This is a genomic window from Smaragdicoccus niigatensis DSM 44881 = NBRC 103563 (assembly GCF_000380645.1).
Taxonomy (GTDB): Bacteria; Actinomycetota; Actinomycetes; order Mycobacteriales; family Mycobacteriaceae; genus Smaragdicoccus; species Smaragdicoccus niigatensis.
Genome location: NZ_AQXZ01000019.1, coordinates 490,102 through 510,616, shown reverse-complemented (window position 1 = coordinate 510,616; position 20,515 = coordinate 490,102). Strand labels below are relative to the sequence as shown.

Sequence of the window (20,515 nt, the reverse complement as noted above, 5' to 3'; positions counted from 1 at the left end):
ATCGTGCGTTCGTGGATCAGTTTGGTTGCCCGGCTTGGTCTCGCGGCGGTCTGGCTGATCTCGGGGTGGATCAAGGCGTCCGATCCGTTGCAGACCGTTGTAGCCGTGCGTGCGTATCGACTGTTGCCGGAGTCTTTGATCTATCCCGTGGCGAATGCACTTCCGCTGCTTGAACTCTTGCTCGGTTTTTTCTTGTTGATCGGGTTCGCGGTGCGCCAGACGGCGATTGCGTCTGCAGTGTTGCTGGCCGTTCTGATGGGAGTAATCAGCGCGTCGTGGGCGCGCGGACTCTCGATCGATTGTGGGTGTTTCGGCGGTGGCGGGGTTGCCGATGTCGACGGCTGGACTTATGTGCGCGAACTGTCGCGAGACTTGGCATTTTCGGTTCTGGCGGCGTGGTTGTGTGTGTGGCCTAAGAGTCGTTGGGCACTTGGCTCAGGATCGCGGGTTAGCCTGGCTGCGTGAGTCGCTCTTCATCTCGCGGGATGCCGCCGTGGATCATCCCGACGGCCGTCATCGCGGTTGCCTTGGTCGGTGCCATCTTCTATTTCATGACGACGGGCGGGACCACCGTTCGGAGTGAGGGCTACGGCACCGGGAAGAACCCGGCGCTGACCGTGTCGCTCGGCACCGATGGAGTCGCGACGCTGGGCCTGCCGGGTGTCACGAAGATCGTCGACGTCTACGAGGACCCGCTGTGCCCGTTCTGCGGTGAGATGGAGCGCAAGTTCGGCCAGGAGGTCGCGAAGTCGATCGACGAAGGAAAGTTCGCGGTCCGCTATCACCTCATGAACTTTTTGAATGCCGGGTCGGCGTCAGGGGACTACTCGACGCGTGCGATTGCTGCGACTCAGTGCATCGCCGCGACCGAGAACGGAATCGCGTACGCGGCATTCCACGCGAAGCTGTACTCGCCGGATATCCAGCCGAAGGAAAACAGCGGCAAGGACTACACGAATGCGCAGCTTGCGGCGCTCGCGCAGGCCGCTGGGGCTAATGATCAGGCGATCAACTGCATCAAGACCGGTGCTGATGTGAAGATGGCGGAAGCTGCTGCTGCGGCTTCGAAGGCGTCGCTTGCTGCGGCAGGTGGCAAGGGAACGCCGTCGGTCTTCTTGAACGGAAGTGCGCTTGACCTGCAGGACGCGCAGTGGGTGGTCAAGCTCGAGCAGGCTTGAGGTATTCGTCGGCGAACATGTCGACTGCCTGACCAATCAGTTTTCGCCAGCGGTCGCCGCCGGGCTCGTTGCTGACCTGTTGGCTGATGAGGCCGGATAAGAGCGCAGTCCAGAGGTCGAGTGCTTGTGGGTCGGTGATTCCCAAGTCTGCGAAGTTCTGCTTCATGAGGTCCAGCGTTTGGATCGACGCTGCGTAGGCGTTCTCGGACGGCTCGAAGCCGGGAACGACGCGCCAGAACATGAGCTGAAGTCGGGCGGGGTTGCTGACTGCCCAGTCGAAGAACCGCGTTGCGAAGATGTGCAGACGTTCGCGGGGGTCCTCGGGGAGTACCGCCTGCTTCGTGTATTCGAGCAGATCTTCGTACGAGCGGGCGAACATCTCGTCGTAGATCTGATCCTTTGACGGGAAGTAGACGTAAAGCGACGGGGCTTTAATGCCGTTGGCTTGCGCGAGTTCTCGCAGCGACCAGCCGGCGAGACCCTTCTCTTCCGTCAGCTTCCAGGCGGTCGAGATGAGCTCGTCTTTCGTTGCCAGGTGGCGTTGCCGGCGTTGGTCCACAACTCATCCTAACAGCGTTCGGAAAAGTTCTTGCGGAGTTTTCCTAACAGCGTTAGCCTAACGGTGTTAGGAACGCCGAACGGAGGCTCGCATGACCACGTTGATCCAGGACATTCGTCCGATAACCCGCAAGTCCGACGCCCGCGAGGTCGCGCTGTCGGTTTACGACGACCTGATCTCGTTGGTCGCATCGCTGGAGGGCTCGGAGTGGTCCGCGCAGACGGACTGCCCAGGCTGGGATGTTTCGGACATGGTCGGGCACCTGATCGGCATGGGCGAGGCGTGCGCGTCGATGCGCGAAATGGTGCGCCAGCAGGTGGGCGGACGTCTGCATGCTTCGGAGTACAACGGGAATCCGCTGGACGCGATGAACGCGCGGCAGATCGAGAAGCATGCTTCGTTGACTCCTGCGGAGCGGGTGTCGGCGTTGAAGGCGGTAGCGACGGATGCGGTTCGTGGTCGTATGGCTACGCCTTCTTTGATTCGCGCCGTGTCGATCTCCGTGGCCTCGACCGGGTCGACGGCGGGATTTCCGTCGAAGGCGAAGATGGGCCACCTTATGGACTCCGTACTGACCCGCGATGCCTGGCTGCATCGGATCGACATCGCGCGGGCGATCGGGCGCGGGCTCGAACTGTCTGAGGTGGATGCGCGGGTTGTCGCGGATGTGGTCGGGGAGTGGGCGCGGGTGCACTCTGCGCCGTTCGAGCTGGTTCTGGGTGGGCCGGCTGGTGGGAAGTTCGTCCAGGGCGAGGGCGGCGAGCGGATCGAGATGGATGCGGTGGAGTTCTGCCGAGTGCTGTCCGGGCGCGCGCATGGGGATGGGTTGCTCGCGACAAAGGTGTGGTTCTGACCTGCAATTTTGTTCTTGCGCCCGCTTTTGGTGTAGTTTCGAATCCGCACCAAGGGGCTATGGCGCAGCTGGTAGCGCACCACACTGGCAGTGTGGGGGTCAGGGGTTCGAGTCCCCTTAGCTCCACAGAAAACCCGCAGGTCAGAGCATTTTTCTGGCTTGCGGGTTTCTTATTTTCTGGCATGCCAGGGCGGGACTAAGTCCTTGCGGCCGTCGAGCGCGGCGGACCATGACGCGGATTGGCGGCAACTCCACGGCGTCCTGACAGGAAACCCATTGGTTTCGTGCGCACGATCGAAAGAGAACCCAGACCGCACCGACGCCGGAGTCGAAGTATGACGATGCCGCCCCATGAAATGCCGCCCAGCCGACACCCCTACTCTGCGATGTACCCCGCACCGAGGCGGAAACCGAGTGCTGGACTCATCGCAGTGTTGGCGGTCCTGGTTGGCTTGGGCATGCCCGCAGGCGCGGTTATCGCCTACGAGATCGACCACCTCGGAGTCGCCGGCGGTGTCGCGATCCCCGCGCTCGCCGCACCCGGCAACGACGCGCAGAGCACCCGCTATTTCGACTCACGAAACGCCCCAGAGACGGCGTCCGAAGCCACCGCCGAGCAATCTGTCGGGCTCGTCCAAATCTCGTCGACCCTGCTCAACGGCACGGCGACCGGGACGGGGCTGATCCTCACCAAAGACGGAACGGTCGTCACGAACCACCATGTTGTCGAAGGCGCGACGTCGGTCGAGGTCACCGTTGTCAATACTGGTCAGACTTACGACGCGACCTACGTCGGCGCTGACTCGACGGCAGACGTCGCCGTCCTGAAGCTGCAAGGCGCCTCTGGGCTGACACCGATTACGCTCGCGTCGACCGCAGCGTCACCAGGTGATGAGATCACCGCGGTTGGCGACGCGGGAGGCGACGGCGGTTCACTGACGGCCTCCCCGGGGACGGTCACGGCCACCGGACAAAGCATCACCGCCAGTGACGAGAACGGCGGAAATAGCGCGCAGCTGACCGGACTCATCCAAATGCATGCATACGTCGTCCCGGGGGATTCGGGTGGCGCCGTGCTTAACAGTGACGGCAAGGTCGTCGGGATGAACGTCGCCGCTTCCAGCGGAACCCGGCAAGTCAGCGGCTACGCGATCCCAATCGCGACGGTCAAGTCGGTCGCCTCGCAGATTCTGAGCGGCAAGACGACGACAACAGTCGCGATCGGATACAGCGGATACCTCGGCATCGCGATGAGTCCTCGCACCGATACGCCGCTGGTCGTGGGGGTCGAGGACGGCAGCGGCGCGGCTTCCGCTGGAATCCAACGTGGTGACACCATCACGAGCCTCGACGGCACCCCGATCACAACCAGCAATCAACTGCACGACATGCTCGCGAGCAAGTCGCCGGGTGACGCAGTGCAGGTCGGCTGGATCGATGCCTACGGCGAATCGCACTCAGCCTCAGTAGTTCTCGGGCAGGGTCCGATTGCCTGAGGTATCAACGAACCTTCGAACGCCAGTCCTGGGGTACGCGCCCACGCGGTCCCGGCGTGGGCTGGTCCAGCGGGTGGCTGTCCGGCGGCGTGAGCGTCGGGCCGTCGTAGTAGTCGAGCCGCGCGTAGTCCCAGAACCACGACTCGCCCGGCTCGTAGCTCTGCACGATCGGATGCCCCGTCTCGGCGAAGTGCCCCGACGCATGCTGGCCGGGGGAACTGTCGCAACAGCCGACATGCCCGCAGAGGGCGCATCGCCGAAGATGTACCCACCAGCCGTTGGCCGCATCGCATTCAGCGCAACCCGGCCCGCTGGGTGGGACCGTGACGTCGATAACGTGGTCGGCAGATCCCATCGGACTCCCTATCCAAGAATGACGCGGCCTACTCATCACTGAGTCTTCCGTAACCGGCGGACATGAGCCATCCCATGATTCGGCGAGACTCGGGGTCTATCCGATTGACGTCAACTCGGCGATATCGTCGTACGGCAAATCGCCGTCGACCGTCGCGGATACCCACATGTTGTTGATCGCAATGTCGCCGCCATGGTTGTCGAGGAATGCCGTGTCGGCTGCGTCGCGACCGGTGGCGATTCGAACCAGTGTCGAGCGCGGAGCCAGGCACGTCGCGTCGACGACCCGCCAGACCCCGTCGATAAAGGCTTCTGCAACGGCGTGAAAGTCCATCGGCACACAGCCGGGCGCGTACACGGACACCACTCGGGCGGGGACCTTGACGGCCCGAAGCAGAGCAACCACGAGGTGCGCGTAGTCACGACACACCCCGGCACCTGACAGCAGAGTGTCGGTCGCCCCGTCGATCGGATCGCTGCTGCCGGGCACGTAGCGGATTCGAGAACCCACCCACGACGACACCGCCGCGAGAAGTTCGGCGTGCGGCTCGATGCTGCCGAATTCCGTTGCGGCGAAACCGAAGAACTTATCCGACTCGGCATATCGACTCGGCCGCAGGTACAGCGCCAGGTCGTAATCGGACGCCGGAACCGGGGCTGCGGCGCCGATGACCGTCGCACTGTAGGAAACCAGCAGATTTCCCGGTCCAGCATCGAGTCGGTGAATGCGGGTGCCGTGGGACCCGATGATTTCCTGCGGTACGACCCTCTCGCCGTTTAGCTCGAGGACCAGCGTTTCCGACAATTCCACGTTCGCTTGTTCAGCAACAGCGATCTGCAGCTCAAGGGTTGTCGACTCATTGATCTGGACATCGAGGTTGGCGGATACGTCGCGTTTCACGTCATGATCCTGCCAGCGGAACGCGCTGTCTGCTCGGTGAGGCTTTGCCGATCGCTGGAACGCGTGGGCTCGCGGGTCAGGAGATCCAGGGGCGGGTGAATCCGAGCACGCGCTCCCCATCAGGGTCGGCCAGGGAAACGCCGACGAACGCGGCTGCCGCATCGGATGTCTGCCAGCGAAATCGGAACTCGTCGGACGTGGCTGCATCGGCGATCGCGACTCCTGCGCTCGTTGCCGACTGCGCGTTCGCGAAGGCTCCAGCCGTACGTGCGGCGTAGGCGCCGAGGAGTGCCCCGTACGGGCCACCGTTGTCGGGCCGATCGACGTTGGCGACGAACTCGCTCGCGACCGCGGCGGGCTCGATCACTCCGACCTGAACGCCGAACTTCTCCGCGACGACCGCCAAGGACTGCATGAATCCCTCGACAGCGAACTTGGCGCCACAGTAGGCATCTGCGAACGGCTGGCCGACGACACCGCCCACGCTGGTCACGGTGAGGATGCGGCCGCGGCCCTGCTCACGCATGCCGGGGAGAACCAGTTTGGTCAGGTTCACCGGAGCGAGGTAGTTCACCTCGAGCTGCGCCCGGATCTGGTCCATCGTCAACTGCTCCGCGGTCCCGACCATCCCCCTGCCGGCGTTATTGATCAATACGTCGATTCGGCCGTGATCGGCGACGACCTCACCCACAACGCGCGCCGCCGAAGTGTGATCGACGACGTCCAGCGCCCGAACGTCGATCTCGACGCCTGCAGCGCGCGCCGCGATCGTGAGTGCGTCGGTCCGGGCCAGGTCGCGCACGGTTGCAACGACGATTCGGCCGCGGCGTGCGAGCTCGACGGCGGCGTGCAACCCCATGCCAGACGAGGTTCCGGTGATCAGCACTACATCGGACATGACGTCAACTCCATCAGTGCGTTGGTGAACGGACCGTTCTCGACTTCATCATGCGGTCCGGCTGGCGCGTACAGCCGTCGAAACCACTACACGAACGCAGCTTCGAACTCTTGGTCGGAACCACCGGCGAGGAGCTGTGCGTACCTGCCGTCCCGCTCGACCAGCTCGTCGTGCGTGCCGATCTCGACGATCCGACCGTGGTCGAGCACCGCGATCTGGTCGGCGTTACGGACGGTCGAGAGTCGATGCGCGATCACGATCGTCGTCCGCTCGCGCGACAGGCGATCGAACGCTTCCTGCACCGCACGCTCGGTTTGGTTGTCCAGCGCGCTCGTCGCCTCGTCGAGCACGAGCACCTTCGGGTCGCGCAGCAGCGTCCGCGCGATGGCGATCCGCTGCTTCTCGCCACCCGAGAATCGGTGTCCGCGAGATCCGACGACGGTGTCGTAGCCATCGGGGAGGGAGGCGATCAAGTCGTGTACCTGGGCCGCTTTGGTCGCGCGCAAAATCTCCGCGTCGGTGGCATCCGGACGTGCGTAGCGCAGGTTCTCGAGCACGGTTGTGTGCAAGAGATAGGTGTCCTGGCTGACCACTCCGACGATCGACGCCACGTCGGCCAGGGCCATTTCGCGGATGTCGATTCCGTCGACCATCACGCGCCCTTCGGTCGGATCATGCAGTCGCGCTACGAGGTTCGCCAGTGTGCTCTTTCCGGAACCGGTCTCGCCCACGATGGCGAGCGTGCTGCCCGCCCGCACGGTGAGGTTGATCCCCGCGAGAGCCTGGGACTCGTTTCCGTTGTAGCTGAAACCGACGTTCTTCAAACGGATGTCACCACGCACTCGCCGGGAGTCGATCTTCACCGGATGAACGGGGTCGGCGATATCGATCGGCAGGTCGAGGTAGTCGAAGATCCGCGCGAACAACGCGAGTGATGCGGTGACCGAAACACCGACGCTGAGCAGGCCCATCAAGGGACGGAAGAGGTTCGACTGCAGCGCCGTGAACGCGACGAGCGTGCCGATCGTCATCCCGCTCGAGGTCGCGGGCAGGCCGGCGCTCAGGTAGAGGAGTGCGGGTATAGCGGAGAAGATGACGCTCATCGTGGCCATCCGCCAGCGGCCCGCGAGCTCGGATCGCAGTTCCAGATCTGTGAGTCGGGCCGACGACGCGGTGAATCGATCGATGAGGATGTCCGCTGCGCCCATCGTCTTGCTCAATTGGATACCGCTGATCGACAGACCTTCTTCGATGGTCACGTTGAGGTCGGCGAGTTCGCGCTGACGACGGGCGACAATGTCCCGCCGCATCCCTGCGACCTTGCGAGTCAAGTAGATCGCCGGCGGCAAGACGACGAGCGACAGCAGCGAAAGGCGCCACGACAAGGCGGCCATGGCCGTTGCCGTCGCGACGACAGTCGTGAGATTCGAGGCGATCGACGTTGCGGTCGAGGTGACGACGGTCTGCATTCCGCCGATGTCGTTGGTGATTCGCGACTGAACCTCGCCAGTCCGCGTGCGCGTGAAGAAGTCGAGTGATTGACGGTGCAGGTGTGCGAACACTGACGTGCGCAGTCGATGCATGACGTCTTGTCCGACTCGGGTGCTGATCCATGTCTGCACGACACCGAGCACCGATGTGGCGGCCGTGATCGCGACCATGCCGCCGACGAGCCACGCCAGAAGAGGCACGTTCTGCTTGGGGATCGCGTCGTCGATGATGCTTCGAAGAAGGAATGGTGACGCCATCGCGATGATCGACGACGCGACGATGATGGCGACGACCAGGGCAAGGGGAGCGCGGTGCGGCGCGAACAGCGCGGCGATGCGGCGCAAGGACACCGACTTTGCGGCTGCGCGCTCGGCTTCAGAGACTTTGCGCCGACGGTTGGACATTCTCGAGGCTTCCGTGCGGACCACCCCTTTCGCGCATTAGTGAAGTTGCTTCATTATCCGGTAGCAACACCAATTCTTGCTACCGTATTCCGGTGAGCGAGGAGTCACTGCCAGAACTGTTCTGGAGCGTCGCGCGCCGTCTGCGGGCCGCGTCTCTCTCCACGCTCGAGCCGTTCGGACTGGCACCGTCGCACGCACGGGCACTCAGTGTGATCGTCCGGCGCGGTCCGATCCGGCCCTCTGCGTTGTCCGAGCGGTTGCACGTCTCGCCGCGTGCCGCGACCGATGTTCTCGATGCGCTGCAAGAGCACGGCCTGATCGAGCGCGAGGCTGATCCCGGGGACCGTCGCGCGACAATCGTGCGGCTCACCGCGGAGGGCGAACGGGTTGGTCAAGCGATTCACGACGCTCGAGCGGCGGAGTCGGAGCGAGCATTTGGAGCGTTGAGTGCTCAGGATCGCGAGCAGCTGCGCCGTATCCTCTCGGTGCTGGCCGCCGACGAGTAGTTGCTCGTCACATCGACACCCAGCCCTGGGGTCGACACACTGGACCTCACCATGCGTTCATCAAAACTTGCCATCAAGCGCTTCGGCGTCAGCGATCTTCCCGACCAACACGGCCGCACAATTCTCATCACCGGGGCTAACAACGGTCTGGGGTTGAATTCGGCGAAGGCCCTTGCCCAAGCGGGTGCCCGCATACTGTTGGCCTGCCGAAATCAGGAGACCGGTCGCATTGCGCTGGACGCGGTCTCCGCTCTCGGACCTGCAGATCACGCGCTGATACCTCTCGATCTTGCCGACCTCGGGTCGGTCCGGTCTGCCGCCGAGCAGGCGCTCGACGTTGCACCTGTCATCGACGTGTTGATCAACAACGCCGGACTCATGGCCGTTCCGTTTGCACGGACCGCCGACGGATTCGAAATGCAGATCGGGACCAATCATCTCGGCCATTTCGCACTCACCGACGCACTGCTTCCTGCGCTGCTCAAAGCAAGTTCGCCGCGAGTGGTGACCCTCGCGAGCATCGCGCATCGTCGCGGTGTCATCGACATTGCCGATCTCAATTTCGAACACCGCCCGTATGGCCGGATGACCGCTTACAGCCAGTCCAAGCTCGCGAACCTGCTGTTCGGCGCTGAACTCGCCCGCCGGAGCGAGGCTGCGGGACTGCCCCTGACCGCGGTGATCGCACACCCGGGCGTGGCCGCGACGAACCTCTTCGACTCGATGGTTCCACCGATACCGGGTGCGCTCGCCGCGACACATCTGGCGCTTCGGGTCTTCGGAAACAGTGAGCGAAGCGGTGCACTCAGCACGCTGTATGCGGCGACGATGCCGGATGCGCGCAACGGCGACTACCTGGGACCGAACCGGATGTTCGGCATGCGCGGACCCGTGGCGCGGTCATCGCGAACGCGGGCCGCCCGCAGTGAAGGACTTGCCGCAGCGTTATGGGACGCATCGGTCGAGCTCACCGGCGCACAGTTCCAGGGGATCTGATCGGCTCGCCCACCGGAATGCTCTGCTCGAAGCTGAACACATTCTGGGGGTCGTAGGTCGCCTTCGCCTGACGTAGCCGCTCGACGTTGGAGCCGTAATAATCGTGCTCCCAGTCCGGCGAAGGAAAGTTCGGCACGTTGACGTAGGCGCCGGCACCGAACGGGCGCAGCGCTTCCGAGAATTCGCTTGCCCATCGGAGCGCCTGCGGCTCGAGCGCGGGCTCGTCCCAAGCCGCGCCGGGCTCGCAGTAGAAGAGCGCATCGCGGTGCGGGAACGCCGACCCGCCGTGCGGTGCATTTCGCACGGCCCCACCGAAACTGGAGCAGAAGAAGTTGCTCGCTGGGCTGGGTGTGTTCGCCATGTAGTCGACGATGAGTGCGATCGCCTCCTCGGGATAAGGACGAGTGACGAACTGGGAGTAGAACTTCCAGAAGGGGACCTCGGGCGCTCGGTCGACATGCTGGTAGATCGTGGGCCAGGGATCGTTCATGTAGGTCAGGCCTGGGTTGCCGATCGCGAGCAGTGGCCGCAGGTGTTCGTCCAACTCCTCGCGGGACCCGCCCAGCAATACCGCCGAGAGCTCGATCATCGTCGAATCCGCCTCGAGTGAGCTGGTCAGGCGATCGTCGGCGATGGGCGCCTCCCGCTGCCAGATGCGAAGCAATTCGGGGAGATGTCCATGTCCATCCCAGTGGGCGATCACGAAGTCCACGTTGGGGAGTTCGTGCAGTTTCAACGTGTACGACGTCGCGATCCCGAAGTTTCCGCCACCTCCGCCCCGGCAGGCCCACAGGAGATCGGCGTTGGAGTGCTCATTGACTTCGATGACTTTCGCCGAGTTCGGACCGTCCGCCACCACAATCTCTGCGGCGAGAAGGTTGTCGCAGGCCAAACCCAACTTGCGGGTCAGCAATCCGAAGCCTCCGCCGAGAACGACACCGCCGAGGCCAACGGCACCCTCCGATCCCGTCGGCACGACGAAGCCGCGATTGCCTAGCGCCGGGACGGTTTCCTTCTGCGTGAGGCCCGTCCCGACTTTCACGGTGCGTGCGGTTTCGTCGATCTGGACGCTCTTCATCCGGCTGACATCGATGACCACGCCGCCATCGAGCGAGGACCAGCCCTCGAGATTGTGGCGCCCACTGCGGGCGCGTAGGGCGATTCCCTGCTCGCGGGCCCACTTCACCGCGTCGACGACGTCCTGTGTGTCGTTGCAGAACACGATCGCCTCGGGGTGGCGGGAATGCAGTTTGTTCCAACCCATCCTGGCGGCGTCGTAGTCAGGGTCTCCGGGACGAACGACCTCGCCCGTCAACTCGGTTGGGGTCGTCATAACGGCACCTCTGTCGTTAGTGCTTGAAGACGTCCGCGTCTCCGGGCTCGGTTTCCATGATTTCGCGGTGGAATATCACCAGGTAAGCGAGGTAGCACCCGCCTGCGACGAGGATTCCGACTGAAATCAAGACGTCGGTGAGCGCCTCTGGCGGCGATACGAGGATGAACACCACGAACACCGACCACACCAGCGCGCCGATGGCGACCGGCATCTCGAAACGCCCAAGAGAGAACGCGCCCTCCTTGTGGTCCAAGCGCTTACGCACCGACAGATAGAGCACGATGATCGCGGCGTAGAGGACCGCCCCGATGAGACTTCCCACGGTCAGCAACTTCAGCAGTGCGTTACCCGGCAGCACGCCCATGAGGACAAATCCGATGACGACAGGCAACACGGTGGCCGCGATCGGTGTCTTGGTGGCGGGGTGAACCCGGCGGAACAGTTGGTGCCCTGGAAATCGCTCGTCGCGCGACATCGCGAACACCATGCGGGCGCAGGTGGCGAGGGTCACCAAACCGGCACCGAAGAATGCGAACACGATCGCGACCAGCAGCGAACGCTCGATTACCGAACCCAATTGATCGTGCAGGATCAAGGCAACCGGCGAGTCGGTGGCCGTGGCTCGGGGGATGTCCTTGATCGCGATCGTGATGGCAACGACGAACACGAAACCCAGTACCCCAGCCGCCACAACGGATCCCACGATTGCGCGCGGAACGCTGCGGAATGGGTCCTTGGCCTCCTCCGCCATGTTTGCCGCGGAGTCGAAACCCACGAGGGTCGCGAGCCCCATGATCATCGCGGCTGCCAACCCGCCGCCGACGGCGAAATAGTTGGAGGCGCCGGCCGCCGTACCCTCCGAGGTCAAGTTGCTGATCGAGCCGTCTCCGGTGACTGCCACGGCGATGAACAGCGCAACCGTCAGTACGACGACAATGATCAACTCGAGTCCCACCGCGGCTGATGTGATCAGGCCGACGATGCGCGTCGAGAGCACGACGAGAACGACCTGAATGACGAGTACAGCGAGCGTGATCACCCGCGCGGTGTCCTCGTTCGGGTCCATTCCGAGCAAAGGCATCAGCGCAGTACTCGCCAGCGCGTTGTCCACCGTCGCCACGCCGGCCGCCAGGTAGCAGAAGCCCAGCCAGCCGAACAACCAGCCGACCTTCGGATTCGCCAGCCGCGAGGCCCACTGGTAGGACGATCCGCTGAGTGAGATGCGGGCAGCGAACTGGGCTATCACCAAAGCAATCAGTGTCTGTCCCGCGGCAGCGATCGGCCACAGCCAAATGCCCACCGGGCCCGCGTTCTGCAGGACGTCGTCGTAGGTACCGAAGATGCCGACTGCCACTGAGATGAACGCGAACGACACCGCGAAGACCTGGAAGGGCCCGAGAGTTCGTTTCAGCTCGGGTTCGTACCCACAGTCTCGACACTCGATGTCCGCGGACTCCGGAGGAATTGATTTCTCTACCGTCATGGCGGACACCTGAGCTTCCTGGAGGGTCGGAAACAACCGTAGACCCCGACCTGCGGAACAGTCCAATCACGTTGAAATGTAAATGATTTCGCGATTCGGTGGCTGTGGTGTCCGCTGCTACTTGGTAGTTGTGGGGGCCGGAGTGGCTGCGAGTTTCGAGCCGGCGTAAATCTCGTCGAGAACGATCGGAAGCAAAGCCTGCGCGGTGGTCCTGCCGTCCGGCGACAGCGTCAGATTCGTCCAGATCACAAGACTCACGTCGTTGTCCCGGTCGTAGCCGATGAACGAGTTGAATCCGGGCAGTTCCCCGCCGTGGTAGTACATCGCGCTCTTCGGTCCGAAACGCTGGTAGCTGATGCCGTAGCCATACTGCTGTAGCTCGGGGTGGTCCGGGTCCTCGGGCTGCAAGCTGTCGAACCACTGCTTTTGGTATTCGGAATTGAAGACCTTGCCCGATACCAACGCCTTCATCCAGTCGGCCAAGTCGTCTGCCGTCGAGATGGCTCCGCCGGCGGCCGTGGCGTAGGAGCTGTTCTGATTCGTGTAATCGATCGGTTTCAGTGTTCCGGCCTCGGCGGCGGCCTGCATATCCGGGGGGTATAGCTCGTCGACCAGCGCGTACGCCGATCCGCCATACATGTAGCCGTGCGAGTAGGGGGACGGAATCGTGCCGGCCGCGTCAGCGGCGGGAAGCGCCGTTTGCTCGAGTCCGAGCGGTGTGAACAACCGGTCTTGGAGTTGGTTGTGCAGCGGATGTCCACCTACCTTCTCCGCGACCAGGCCCAGCAATGCGTAGTTGGTGTTGCTGTACTCGTAGGACTCGTTCGGTGCGAAACTCGGCTGGTGCTGGAATGCGATGTCGAGCACCTCTTGTGGGGTCCACGCCTTGGACGGGTCGGAGTCCATGACCGCCGCCAGTTCGGGCGCGTTCGTGTATCCGTAGAGCCCGCTGCGCATCTTCAACAGTTCGGCGACGGTGATGTTTTCGCCGTTCGGCACACCGGGGACGTACTTGGATATCGGGTCCGAGAACTTGAGTTTGCCGTCCTGGGCCAGCAGCACGATCAGCGCCGCGGTCATCGTCTTCGTGTTGGACGCGATCCGGAAATGGGTGCTCGTTTTCGGCGGCGATTGTTGCCCGAGTTCGGTGGTGCCGACTAGTGCGGTGTATTCGCCTTGCGGCGTCCGAAGTAGGACGACAGCGCCGGGGACGTGGAGATCTTTTACCGCGGCTGCCACGGTGGCTTGGAATGCAGCGGGATCAATGGAATTCAGCGCGGACGACTTGGGGGACGACGCGCAACTCGTGAGGCCGACGACAGTGCAACAGGTAAACGCGATGCAAGCGAACCGCACGATGCGTCGTCGCCCATTTGAAGCACTGAATACGCGCATGCGCGTCACCGCCTTGGCCCAGCTTTGCTCGCTGCTCAGATGGGCGGCACTAGCTGGATGTTTGTCGCATTTGCATCGTATCGCTGGGAAGACCATGCGGATTCGCATCCCATCCGCAGGTTCGGCTAAGGCACGATCAAACGCGTACGACAGCCCTGTTGCGCGCAGCGCGCGGAGTGGAAGTTGCGGCGTGACGCTGGACCCGGTGATCGCTTTCGGTTGCCAGGGAGATGGTGCGGCGTCCTACCTGGACGGCATGGTCGGCGAATCGTTCGTAGTAGCGAGCGACGAGCGCGAGGTCGCGGGCAGCGCTCACGCCGCCGTCCCAATTGCTCGTTTGGATCTTGTCCAGCAGGTGTCTGTACAGGCCGTCCATTGCGTCGTCTTGGCCTTCGATGTGGGCGGCGGCGACCGGGTCTTTCGTTTGCAGGACTTCAACGGCACTCGTCGCAATCGCGGCTGCCGTCTCGCCCATTCGGTGAAGTACGGGGCGGACGGACTCGGGAACGGCGCTGTATGGGTGTCGGCGTCGTGCGACGTTGGCGATGTGGGCGCTGAGCGCACCCATTCGGGCAAGATCCCCAACGAGTTGAACTGCGCTGGTCACCTGCCGCAGGTCGCAAACGGATTGGGCTTGGGTGGCCAACATTGTCACTGCCGCATGTTCGCAGCGGCCACTCTCGAGCGCGATCTCGCTGCCGAATGAGATTGCCTGATTGGCCTGCTCGAGGTTGGCCTCGAGGAGTGCCTTGGTCGCGGCGAGCACCGCGCTCTGAATATCGAGACACATCTGCCGCAGCTGGTCAGATGGTTCTTCGACCTTGTTCGGAGGCGTCAGCATGGCACACATCTAACTCCGCATCCTGCTCGGTGTGAATGGGCGAAAAACTGCGGGTTACGCGCAGGAACTCCGCGCAGGCAACCCTGCTAAGCCGTCTACCGGCGGGAATGCAGTTTCCGGGCCGCAACATGGGCGTGGCGGTAGCGGTTTTTCGTCTCGCACATTTAACAGACTGGGTGTGGCGGACGGCTGTCTGAGCGGACAAGAATCGACCGCAGGGTGTTTCTGCTCTCGGTCCCTAGTCGTCACTCAAAGGGGATGTGTCACATGGCGGGCAACTTCGGAAAATCCACTGCTGCACAGGAATTGATACAGCTGAGCGAGATGCTCGCGCAGGCCATCGTGGCGAACGCCGCGCTCGGAGATTGTCAGAGACTGTGGCGCAAGGTCCTGATTGCTCGGGACCACATCGATCGGCAGCACCCGCAGCCATTGGACCTCGCGGCTGTGAAACTTGCGGCTGAGGTGGGGCAGTGGTTGGTGAGCGCCGGCCGCGGTCATGAGAGCGATCTGAGCCACGAAATGCTTTGTCGTGAAGAGTTTGGGAATGCCAGACGGCTTATGTGGCCGGCGGAGGTGGCGCAGGAGATTTTGAGGAGGACGGGGAGCGGGGGAGTTGTTGTCGGAGGCTCCCGGTAGGAGGGCCATATAGGTGCGCATTGCCCATCGGTTTGCAGGCGGCTGAGGAGGCCGTTCTTGCTGATGCCAATCGCCGTCGCGTAGGTGTTCGTAGCCGTCTCGGGCGCCGTGGAAATCGGCTGCTACGGGAGTCCGCGAAGGTCTGGTCGCGGCGCAGCGAATCAGAAAGCCTGGAATGGTCGTCGAGCCAGTTGAGGACCTCGACGTCGGCGCTGTCCGCGACTGGCCAGTGCATGAGCGGGATGATCACCTTGGGTTGGCCGACCTGAACCCTGTGTAGAGGATCAGCCCGCTTTCGGTTCGGGCGCCACAAGTCATGACGGGGTCAGGCTCCCCAGGTCCGCCAGTGCCTATGCGTCGTTTTGAAGCCTGAACTTTCCGTCGAAGTATCGCGAGTGACCGGCAACGTGTCGAGATACGTTTCTGTTTCTAAACTTCGGGTACTTTGTGTCGATCCCGACCAGGCCGATCGCCTTCTTGCCGAGGCCAGCAACCCGGTATATGTATTTCAAGACCCCATCGTTGCTTGAGTAGTAGTTCCAGACGTTGGTTGACGCGGCGTCAGAAACTAAGCGCCAATCGTGATCGTTGCCGAGCGCACCACCGAGCAGGTGCATGGAATGAATTCGCGGGGCACCGCCCTTACTCCCAAGTTCCAGGGCCGCGGTCACCATGACTCGCGCGCCCAAACTATGCCCGACCAGGATGTATTGGTTCTCGCCCGTGCGTTCGATAAGGTCCCCAACAATCGTGCCCGTCTTTTCCGAGCGTGCCTTCGCGACGTTCCATGGGTTTGCCAACGTACCCGGGACTGCAAACACGCCAGCGAGGGATCCCATCGCTGCCTTCTTGAGGGCTTTCCTCGCGAAGAAACTGGCGCCATGCGCGCCCGCGACCTTCACTCCACCCACGCCAAGAGCGGTCACGAGAGCCTTCAATTCCTTGGAACCCCAGAAGATGCGGTACACGGGGGAATGTGGGAACCGATCTTCAACGATGGTTCGCCAATCTCCCCAATGATCAGATCGTTCGGTCATGAATCCGCTGGCCAGAAGGACCGCCGGCCCCTCGCCATCTTGGAGCTTGACGACTCTGAACGACTTGTCCTCGCTGACGAACCTCAACACCGCTGCTCCGCCTGCGGCGCCACCGATCAGGGCGCCAGCTGCCGCGATCACGCCGATCCCGCCGGCGACACCCAGTCCGCCCGCGTTCACGGCACCGCCGCCGAGTAGGGCAAGGCCGTACTGCTTTGCCGCGGCACCGAACAGCTGCTTGCCCGCCGCCTTGGCGGCAAGGTGACCCACGGCGCCGCCGACCTGCGCAGCTCGTAGGTAGGCGAGAGGGCCGACCGTCGCGGCGGCACTGACGATAGCTGTGGCCACCTTTGTCGCACGTTTCGCGTTGAACTTCTCGTAGGTAACCCAGTCCTGGTAGTCATCGATCGACTCCAGCTGTTTGGCGAGACGGTCGAAGCTGGGAATTGCGTGGCGGTGCTCGGCGCAGAAGGTTGGTGTTGCGATCACCTCGAATCCCGCACTCGCAAAGTGGGGGCACTTCGGCACCGGACAAATCGAAGTCGGCATACCGCAGCTTCGGCATAGGAAGAGGCCCGACTTTGCCTTCCCGGCGGCAAGTTTGACGTGGTCTGTTTTCTCCCAGCAAGCGGAGCACCATCCACTCCGCTCGACCGATGTAGTGAGATCGCACAGTTCACTCAGCTTCACCGCGACCTTCTCTGCCCGATCGGCGGCCGCTCGGTGGCTGTCCTTCTTCTGCTTGAGCTTGACTCGTCGGAAGGAGCGTTCGTGTGCTCCGAAATCGATGAGTGCCAGAGAAAGCTGGGGGTTCCATTTCAGAACTACATCGCCGCCAACCTCGGGTTCTGAATCGGGAAGCGTTTCGACAGAAATCCGATTGCCCTTCTTGGTGAGGAGGGTGACGTGAAATCCAGAAGTGCCCCTGGGTGCATATGTTGTCCTGGCCAATTTGACACCCCGTGTCGATTCAATGCCGATGGATCTGATCCTCGCAAACCGCCCGAAAGTGCTGCGGGGGAATCGCAGATTCATCGTCACCGACTCTGTATCGCTGAGAGCGGTTGTCGAACCCTGTCTCGTCGAACTCAGCAGGGCCCGCTGAGTGCCTATCGCCTAGGCCCCAAGTCGATCGTAAGCGCGCTTCTCACGGCTTCCTGCTCCTCGGGACTCATTCCGGACAAGACCTCGAGTAACTCGGCCTGGCGCGGCTGGCCAATCGTCATTCTGTAAAGCGTGGTGGCTTTGACCAACTCCTGGAGCTTGACGACTTCGCGGCTGAGGGGAAGGGTCGGCACGAGTCGCTGAATCTTGAACTGGCCGTTAAAAACCCACCATGGGGTCATTCCTCCGGACCCATCGTTGGCTAGTGAGAAGAGCTGGGTCCATGGATCCTCGCCGGCAACCAGCGCCCGAGACGCGCCGTACTGTGCGGCTATGTTTTTCCGGACCGCATGATTCTTATACCGGTGCACTCGACCTTCTCGTTGTTCGAGGTCGACCGGATTGTGCGGCAAGTTCCAGTGCACGACGGCGTGAGCGTAGTGGTGAAAGTCCAGCCCCTCTTGACCGACCGAAGTTGATACCAGAACGAATGGTCTGAAGGGTGAGTTGAAAGCTCTGCGCACGTCGACCGGGTTATCGCCTTCAGCTGTCACGCCGCGTGCTTGGCCAAATCGCATCGCAAAGTGCGTGCGAAAGCTCTTGGACGTCGGCTGACCGTCTGCATCGAGAACGTCGAAGAAGTCTGCCGAGATTCCACCGCCTTCTAGCGTCAGAACTCGCGTAACGGCATCAGTTATCTCACGGAGCGGGTTTTCTGAAGTTCGTCCGAGTCTCAGCTGTTCGGGCACTAAGTGGAACCACTCGTCGAGAACACTACCGAGTCCTCCGTCGGAGCAGTGGTCCAGAATTCCTCGCCAGTAAGGGACGCCAGACCGGGCGATCATCTGATAGGCCTCGGGCGAATTGAAGACTGACCGAAATGCCCAACCGATTGCCGCCGCGCTTCGCCCAAGGTCCAGGCGAGAAGGTTCCTGATCGAACTGGCTGGCAAGACGCAAGAGTGCGCGCTGAGCTGCGATGGTCGGGCTGGCTAGCGCAATGTCAGTGAGCCGGTCGAGCAAATCCATTGGCGGACGGCCCCACGTACCTGGGTCCGACATCAGTCGACGAAGCTCCGCCAAGTGGTCGTCCAGACCACGGTGCTCCTTGTCGGTGCGATGCCAGTCGTGCGCGGCGATTAGCAGAACGTCCGGGTCAAGGTGGGCTAGAGCGATCGCGTACCAGTGATTCTGAGCAGGTCCGACTGAATCTGAACTGGCGAGCAGATCGCGAAGAGCGGCCTCGAGCTCACTCCTAACGTGGTCGCGAAGTACTTCGATTGATAAAGGAAGGGGTTGGTCGAGCACCCGTGCCAGCCGAATTGGGTCTCCGATTTCGGCAAGTCGCCGGCATGGCAGTAGGAGCGACAGGCTGGTGAAGCGCAAAGAAGCTGCACCTTGCGCCGGCAACGCAAGGTGGTCCGCGTCCTTGACTCGGTCGCCGTGCGTGAAGTCCGGATTATGGTGGCGCCGCTCGTACTCGTAGGAAATGAGACCTGCGACCGCCTTAGGAACGACGCCCCAGCCCGAGAAGACAAGCCTCTTTGTCCACCCACCCGCCTCGGCGTACGCGCCCCGCAGTTCGGTCTGCGGAAGCGAGGGTGGTATCCAAAGTCGGTCGAAGGCGCGCTGCGCATCGAGGTCATCAATCAGCCAGCGCAAGCGGCCGTTCTTAGGGTCCGCGATCGAGAAATTCTCGAACGACGATAGGTCCAGCATGTGCGACCCGCGCATCGCCGCATGCAGGTCGTCGTCGGAGCCCCAACGCGCCTTGATATGCATCTTGACCTTGTAGTCGTCCATGAAGTTGAACAGGTATGGAGCGGACTTCCAGAATTCGACCATTGATGGGATGCGGTCGAGCTGCTGGGCGACCTTGTCCACGGCGACGAAACTGGAGACATCCTGTGCAGTCACCGTGCACCTCACGGTGCCCGAAGTATCGAGCATGCCGTCGCGGTCTGGTGTCGCCGCCAGGCGCTCAGTGCGAACCATCACGCTCCGGAGAATCTCCTGCACCTGGTCGCGCGTCTTCGAAAGTGCCTTCGGTTCCACGCCCGAGGTGACGCCACTCCGAAGGTTACGAAGTCCTTCCCTCAGAACGTCGAGCCGTTCGCTTCGCGTGTCGCCGAGGAGGAACTGAATCGTTTCGATGAAACCTTCGTGATGGCTCTCGCCGTCGTCGGATCCGGTCAGAGTCTTGTAGGGAGTTGCGGACAGCAGGAGTACTCGTGCGGATTCCTGGTCGAACAGCAGGTTTGCGAGTTCGCCGTCATCGCCCTCACCTCGCATGATCGATGTGAACCGCTGGAACTCGTCGAGAATGATCAGATCCGGCGTGAGGAGCTCGATGCACACCTCAGCCAGCGCGGTGCGGAGCCTTCCGATGTACTTGTTCCGTTCGGCTTCCGTCAGCTTGAGTCGGCCATCGGAGAAGCGCTCGAAATCGGCGTCTAACTGGCGTTCGCGGATTGTTTCGCCGAAGCGGGTTGTGACGATTGCTGGGGGGGCGAATTTCTCGAGATAGCCGAGCTCTCGGTTGAGCGTCTCGCGATGGGCTTTGCCCTGAAACAGGCGCATCGCGCCGCCGCGGCGAAGGAGCCGTGACCCAAGCACATCGGGGTGGCTAAGCAGTTTGTGCAGCATCGCCCGCTCGGCGATTCGGCCTGCGCTGACACCCATTCGCAGCGACGTATCGGGGGTGAAGGCAACTACGTTGACTCTGGACTTGCCTAGGTCGGCTAGAACCCGGGGAAGCATCGTGATGCGATCAGCCACCTTTGGCGACGAGCCACCGAGGATGCGTAGATCCTCGATATTTTGCCGCGCGATCTGGCCGTTAGAGCAGATGTAGATAATGTCGATCCGGTCGACCGACTGGTCATCCCATAAGCGCCTTATCGTTTCCGAGACCATCGCTCGTGCGATCTTCGTCTTTCCGAGACCGACCTCGTCGGCGACTAGGAACCGTCTCTGGCCGTGATCGAACATAGCTTCAGCGACGGTTTCGAAGGTTTTGCGTTGGAAGGGTTTGAGTCCGTCGAG

Annotated in this window: 18 protein-coding genes and 1 tRNA gene; 7 read left to right on the top strand and 12 right to left on the bottom strand. The window is 62.4% G+C overall.

Annotated elements, in window-relative coordinates; all coding sequences use genetic code 11:
* Nucleotides 1-3: 3 nt before the first annotated feature.
* Both F600_RS0123645 and F600_RS0123640 read left to right on the top strand, forming a co-directional pair.
* Nucleotides 4-465 carry a MauE/DoxX family redox-associated membrane protein gene (locus tag F600_RS0123645; RefSeq protein WP_018163145.1) on the top strand — a complete coding sequence of 154 codons (462 nt, stop codon included), beginning with the start codon at nt 4-6 and terminating at the stop codon, nt 463-465.
* Nucleotides 462-1,178, top strand: a complete 717-nt coding sequence (locus F600_RS0123640) for a DsbA family protein (RefSeq protein ID WP_156024798.1) — start codon at nt 462-464, stop codon at nt 1,176-1,178. The genes F600_RS0123645 and F600_RS0123640 overlap by 4 nt, the downstream gene beginning before the upstream one ends.
* Here F600_RS0123640 and F600_RS29605 read toward each other — a convergent pair.
* The gene (locus F600_RS29605; RefSeq protein WP_018163143.1) at nt 1,159-1,737 is read right to left on the bottom strand and encodes a TetR/AcrR family transcriptional regulator; all 579 of its coding nucleotides are present in this window, start codon (nt 1,735-1,737) and stop codon (nt 1,159-1,161) included. The genes F600_RS0123640 and F600_RS29605 overlap by 20 nt on opposite strands.
* Nucleotides 1,738-1,828: 91 nt before the next feature.
* Here F600_RS29605 and F600_RS30860 point away from each other — a divergent pair, with 91 nt between their 5' ends.
* The 3 genes from F600_RS30860 to F600_RS0123620 all read left to right on the top strand — a co-directional run bounded on the left by F600_RS30860 (nt 1,829) and on the right by F600_RS0123620 (nt 4,086).
* A complete protein-coding gene (locus tag F600_RS30860) occupies nt 1,829-2,590 on the top strand; it encodes a maleylpyruvate isomerase family mycothiol-dependent enzyme (RefSeq protein WP_018163142.1) in 762 nt (253 codons plus the stop codon).
* 53 nt (nt 2,591-2,643) lie between these two features.
* Nucleotides 2,644-2,716 (top strand) — tRNA-Ala (locus F600_RS0123625).
* Nucleotides 2,717-2,925: 209 nt separating this feature from the next.
* A complete protein-coding gene (locus F600_RS0123620) occupies nt 2,926-4,086 on the top strand; it encodes a S1C family serine protease (RefSeq protein ID WP_040632306.1) in 1,161 nt (386 codons plus the stop codon).
* A gap of 4 nt (nt 4,087-4,090) precedes the next feature.
* On the opposite strand, the gene F600_RS0123615 is transcribed toward F600_RS0123620, so the two are convergent.
* From F600_RS0123615 to F600_RS29600, 4 genes are all read right to left on the bottom strand, one after another.
* On the bottom strand, nt 4,091-4,441 hold the full coding sequence (locus tag F600_RS0123615; RefSeq protein WP_026306885.1) for a UBP-type zinc finger domain-containing protein: 351 nt from the start codon (nt 4,439-4,441) through the stop codon (nt 4,091-4,093).
* A 96-nt stretch (nt 4,442-4,537) separates the two neighbouring features.
* On the bottom strand, nt 4,538-5,341 hold the full coding sequence (locus tag F600_RS0123610) for a transglutaminase-like domain-containing protein (RefSeq protein WP_018163139.1): 804 nt from the start codon (nt 5,339-5,341) through the stop codon (nt 4,538-4,540).
* Nucleotides 5,342-5,417: 76 nt separating this feature from the next.
* A complete protein-coding gene (locus F600_RS0123605) occupies nt 5,418-6,239 on the bottom strand; it encodes an SDR family NAD(P)-dependent oxidoreductase (RefSeq protein WP_026306884.1) in 822 nt (273 codons plus the stop codon).
* An 86-nt stretch (nt 6,240-6,325) separates the two neighbouring features.
* Nucleotides 6,326-8,134 (bottom strand): ABC transporter ATP-binding protein, encoded by a 1,809-nt coding sequence (locus tag F600_RS29600; RefSeq protein WP_018163137.1) that lies wholly within the window; start codon nt 8,132-8,134, stop codon nt 6,326-6,328.
* 92 nt (nt 8,135-8,226) lie between these two features.
* Between F600_RS29600 and F600_RS0123595 the strand changes: the two genes are divergently transcribed.
* Nucleotides 8,227-8,640: a MarR family winged helix-turn-helix transcriptional regulator gene (locus F600_RS0123595; RefSeq protein ID WP_018163136.1), complete on the top strand. Its 414-nt coding sequence runs from the start codon at nt 8,227-8,229 to the stop codon at nt 8,638-8,640.
* Between the two features lie 51 nt (nt 8,641-8,691).
* Nucleotides 8,692-9,636 (top strand): oxidoreductase, encoded by a 945-nt coding sequence (locus F600_RS0123590; protein WP_018163135.1) that lies wholly within the window; start codon nt 8,692-8,694, stop codon nt 9,634-9,636.
* Here F600_RS0123590 and F600_RS29595 read toward each other — a convergent pair.
* The 7 genes from F600_RS29595 to F600_RS0123545 form a co-directional block, all read right to left on the bottom strand.
* Nucleotides 9,608-10,969 carry an FAD-binding oxidoreductase gene (locus tag F600_RS29595; RefSeq protein WP_018163134.1) on the bottom strand — a complete coding sequence of 454 codons (1,362 nt, stop codon included), beginning with the start codon at nt 10,967-10,969 and terminating at the stop codon, nt 9,608-9,610. The two genes, F600_RS0123590 and F600_RS29595, sit on opposite strands and share 29 nt — an antisense overlap.
* Nucleotides 10,970-10,985: 16 nt before the next feature.
* The gene (locus F600_RS0123580) at nt 10,986-12,455 is read right to left on the bottom strand and encodes an APC family permease (RefSeq protein WP_018163133.1); all 1,470 of its coding nucleotides are present in this window, start codon (nt 12,453-12,455) and stop codon (nt 10,986-10,988) included.
* A 117-nt stretch (nt 12,456-12,572) separates the two neighbouring features.
* Entirely contained in the window at nt 12,573-13,850 is a 1,278-nt protein-coding gene (locus F600_RS0123575) for a serine hydrolase domain-containing protein (protein WP_081629006.1), read from the bottom strand.
* 136 nt (nt 13,851-13,986) lie between these two features.
* Nucleotides 13,987-14,691, bottom strand: a complete 705-nt coding sequence (locus F600_RS29590; protein WP_018163131.1) for a phosphate signaling complex PhoU family protein — start codon at nt 14,689-14,691, stop codon at nt 13,987-13,989.
* A 249-nt stretch (nt 14,692-14,940) separates the two neighbouring features.
* Nucleotides 14,941-15,210, bottom strand: a complete 270-nt coding sequence (locus tag F600_RS31780) for a hypothetical protein (RefSeq protein ID WP_156024797.1) — start codon at nt 15,208-15,210, stop codon at nt 14,941-14,943.
* A gap of 470 nt (nt 15,211-15,680) precedes the next feature.
* Nucleotides 15,681-16,856 carry a DUF726 domain-containing protein gene (locus F600_RS29585; protein WP_162141472.1) on the bottom strand — a complete coding sequence of 392 codons (1,176 nt, stop codon included), beginning with the start codon at nt 16,854-16,856 and terminating at the stop codon, nt 15,681-15,683.
* A gap of 620 nt (nt 16,857-17,476) precedes the next feature.
* Nucleotides 17,477-20,461, bottom strand: coding sequence for a DEAD/DEAH box helicase (locus F600_RS0123545; RefSeq protein ID WP_018163127.1), 2,985 nt, complete (start codon nt 20,459-20,461; stop codon nt 17,477-17,479).
* Nucleotides 20,462-20,515 lie beyond the last annotated feature (54 nt).

Bases quoted from the DNA above. Each gene is read 5' to 3' on its own strand.
- F600_RS0123605 (WP_026306884.1), bottom strand. From the start codon at position 6,239: ATGTCCGATGTAGTGCTGATCACCGGAACCTCGTCTGGCATGGGGTTG.
- F600_RS29590 (WP_018163131.1), bottom strand. From the start codon at position 14,691: ATGCTGACGCCTCCGAACAAGGTCGAAGAACCATCTGACCAGCTGCGG.
- F600_RS0123580 (WP_018163133.1), bottom strand. From the start codon at position 12,455: ATGACGGTAGAGAAATCAATTCCTCCGGAGTCCGCGGACATCGAGTGT.
- F600_RS0123615 (WP_026306885.1), bottom strand. From the start codon at position 4,441: ATGGGATCTGCCGACCACGTTATCGACGTCACGGTCCCACCCAGCGGG.
- F600_RS29600 (WP_018163137.1), bottom strand. From the start codon at position 8,134: ATGTCCAACCGTCGGCGCAAAGTCTCTGAAGCCGAGCGCGCAGCCGCA.
- F600_RS29595 (WP_018163134.1), bottom strand. From the start codon at position 10,969: ATGACGACCCCAACCGAGTTGACGGGCGAGGTCGTTCGTCCCGGAGAC.
- F600_RS0123590 (WP_018163135.1), top strand. From the start codon at position 8,692: ATGCGTTCATCAAAACTTGCCATCAAGCGCTTCGGCGTCAGCGATCTT.
- F600_RS0123545 (WP_018163127.1), bottom strand. From the start codon at position 20,461: ATGTTCGATCACGGCCAGAGACGGTTCCTAGTCGCCGACGAGGTCGGT.
- F600_RS30860 (WP_018163142.1), top strand. From the start codon at position 1,829: ATGACCACGTTGATCCAGGACATTCGTCCGATAACCCGCAAGTCCGAC.
- F600_RS0123620 (WP_040632306.1), top strand. From the start codon at position 2,926: ATGACGATGCCGCCCCATGAAATGCCGCCCAGCCGACACCCCTACTCT.
- F600_RS0123575 (WP_081629006.1), bottom strand. From the start codon at position 13,850: ATGCGCGTATTCAGTGCTTCAAATGGGCGACGACGCATCGTGCGGTTC.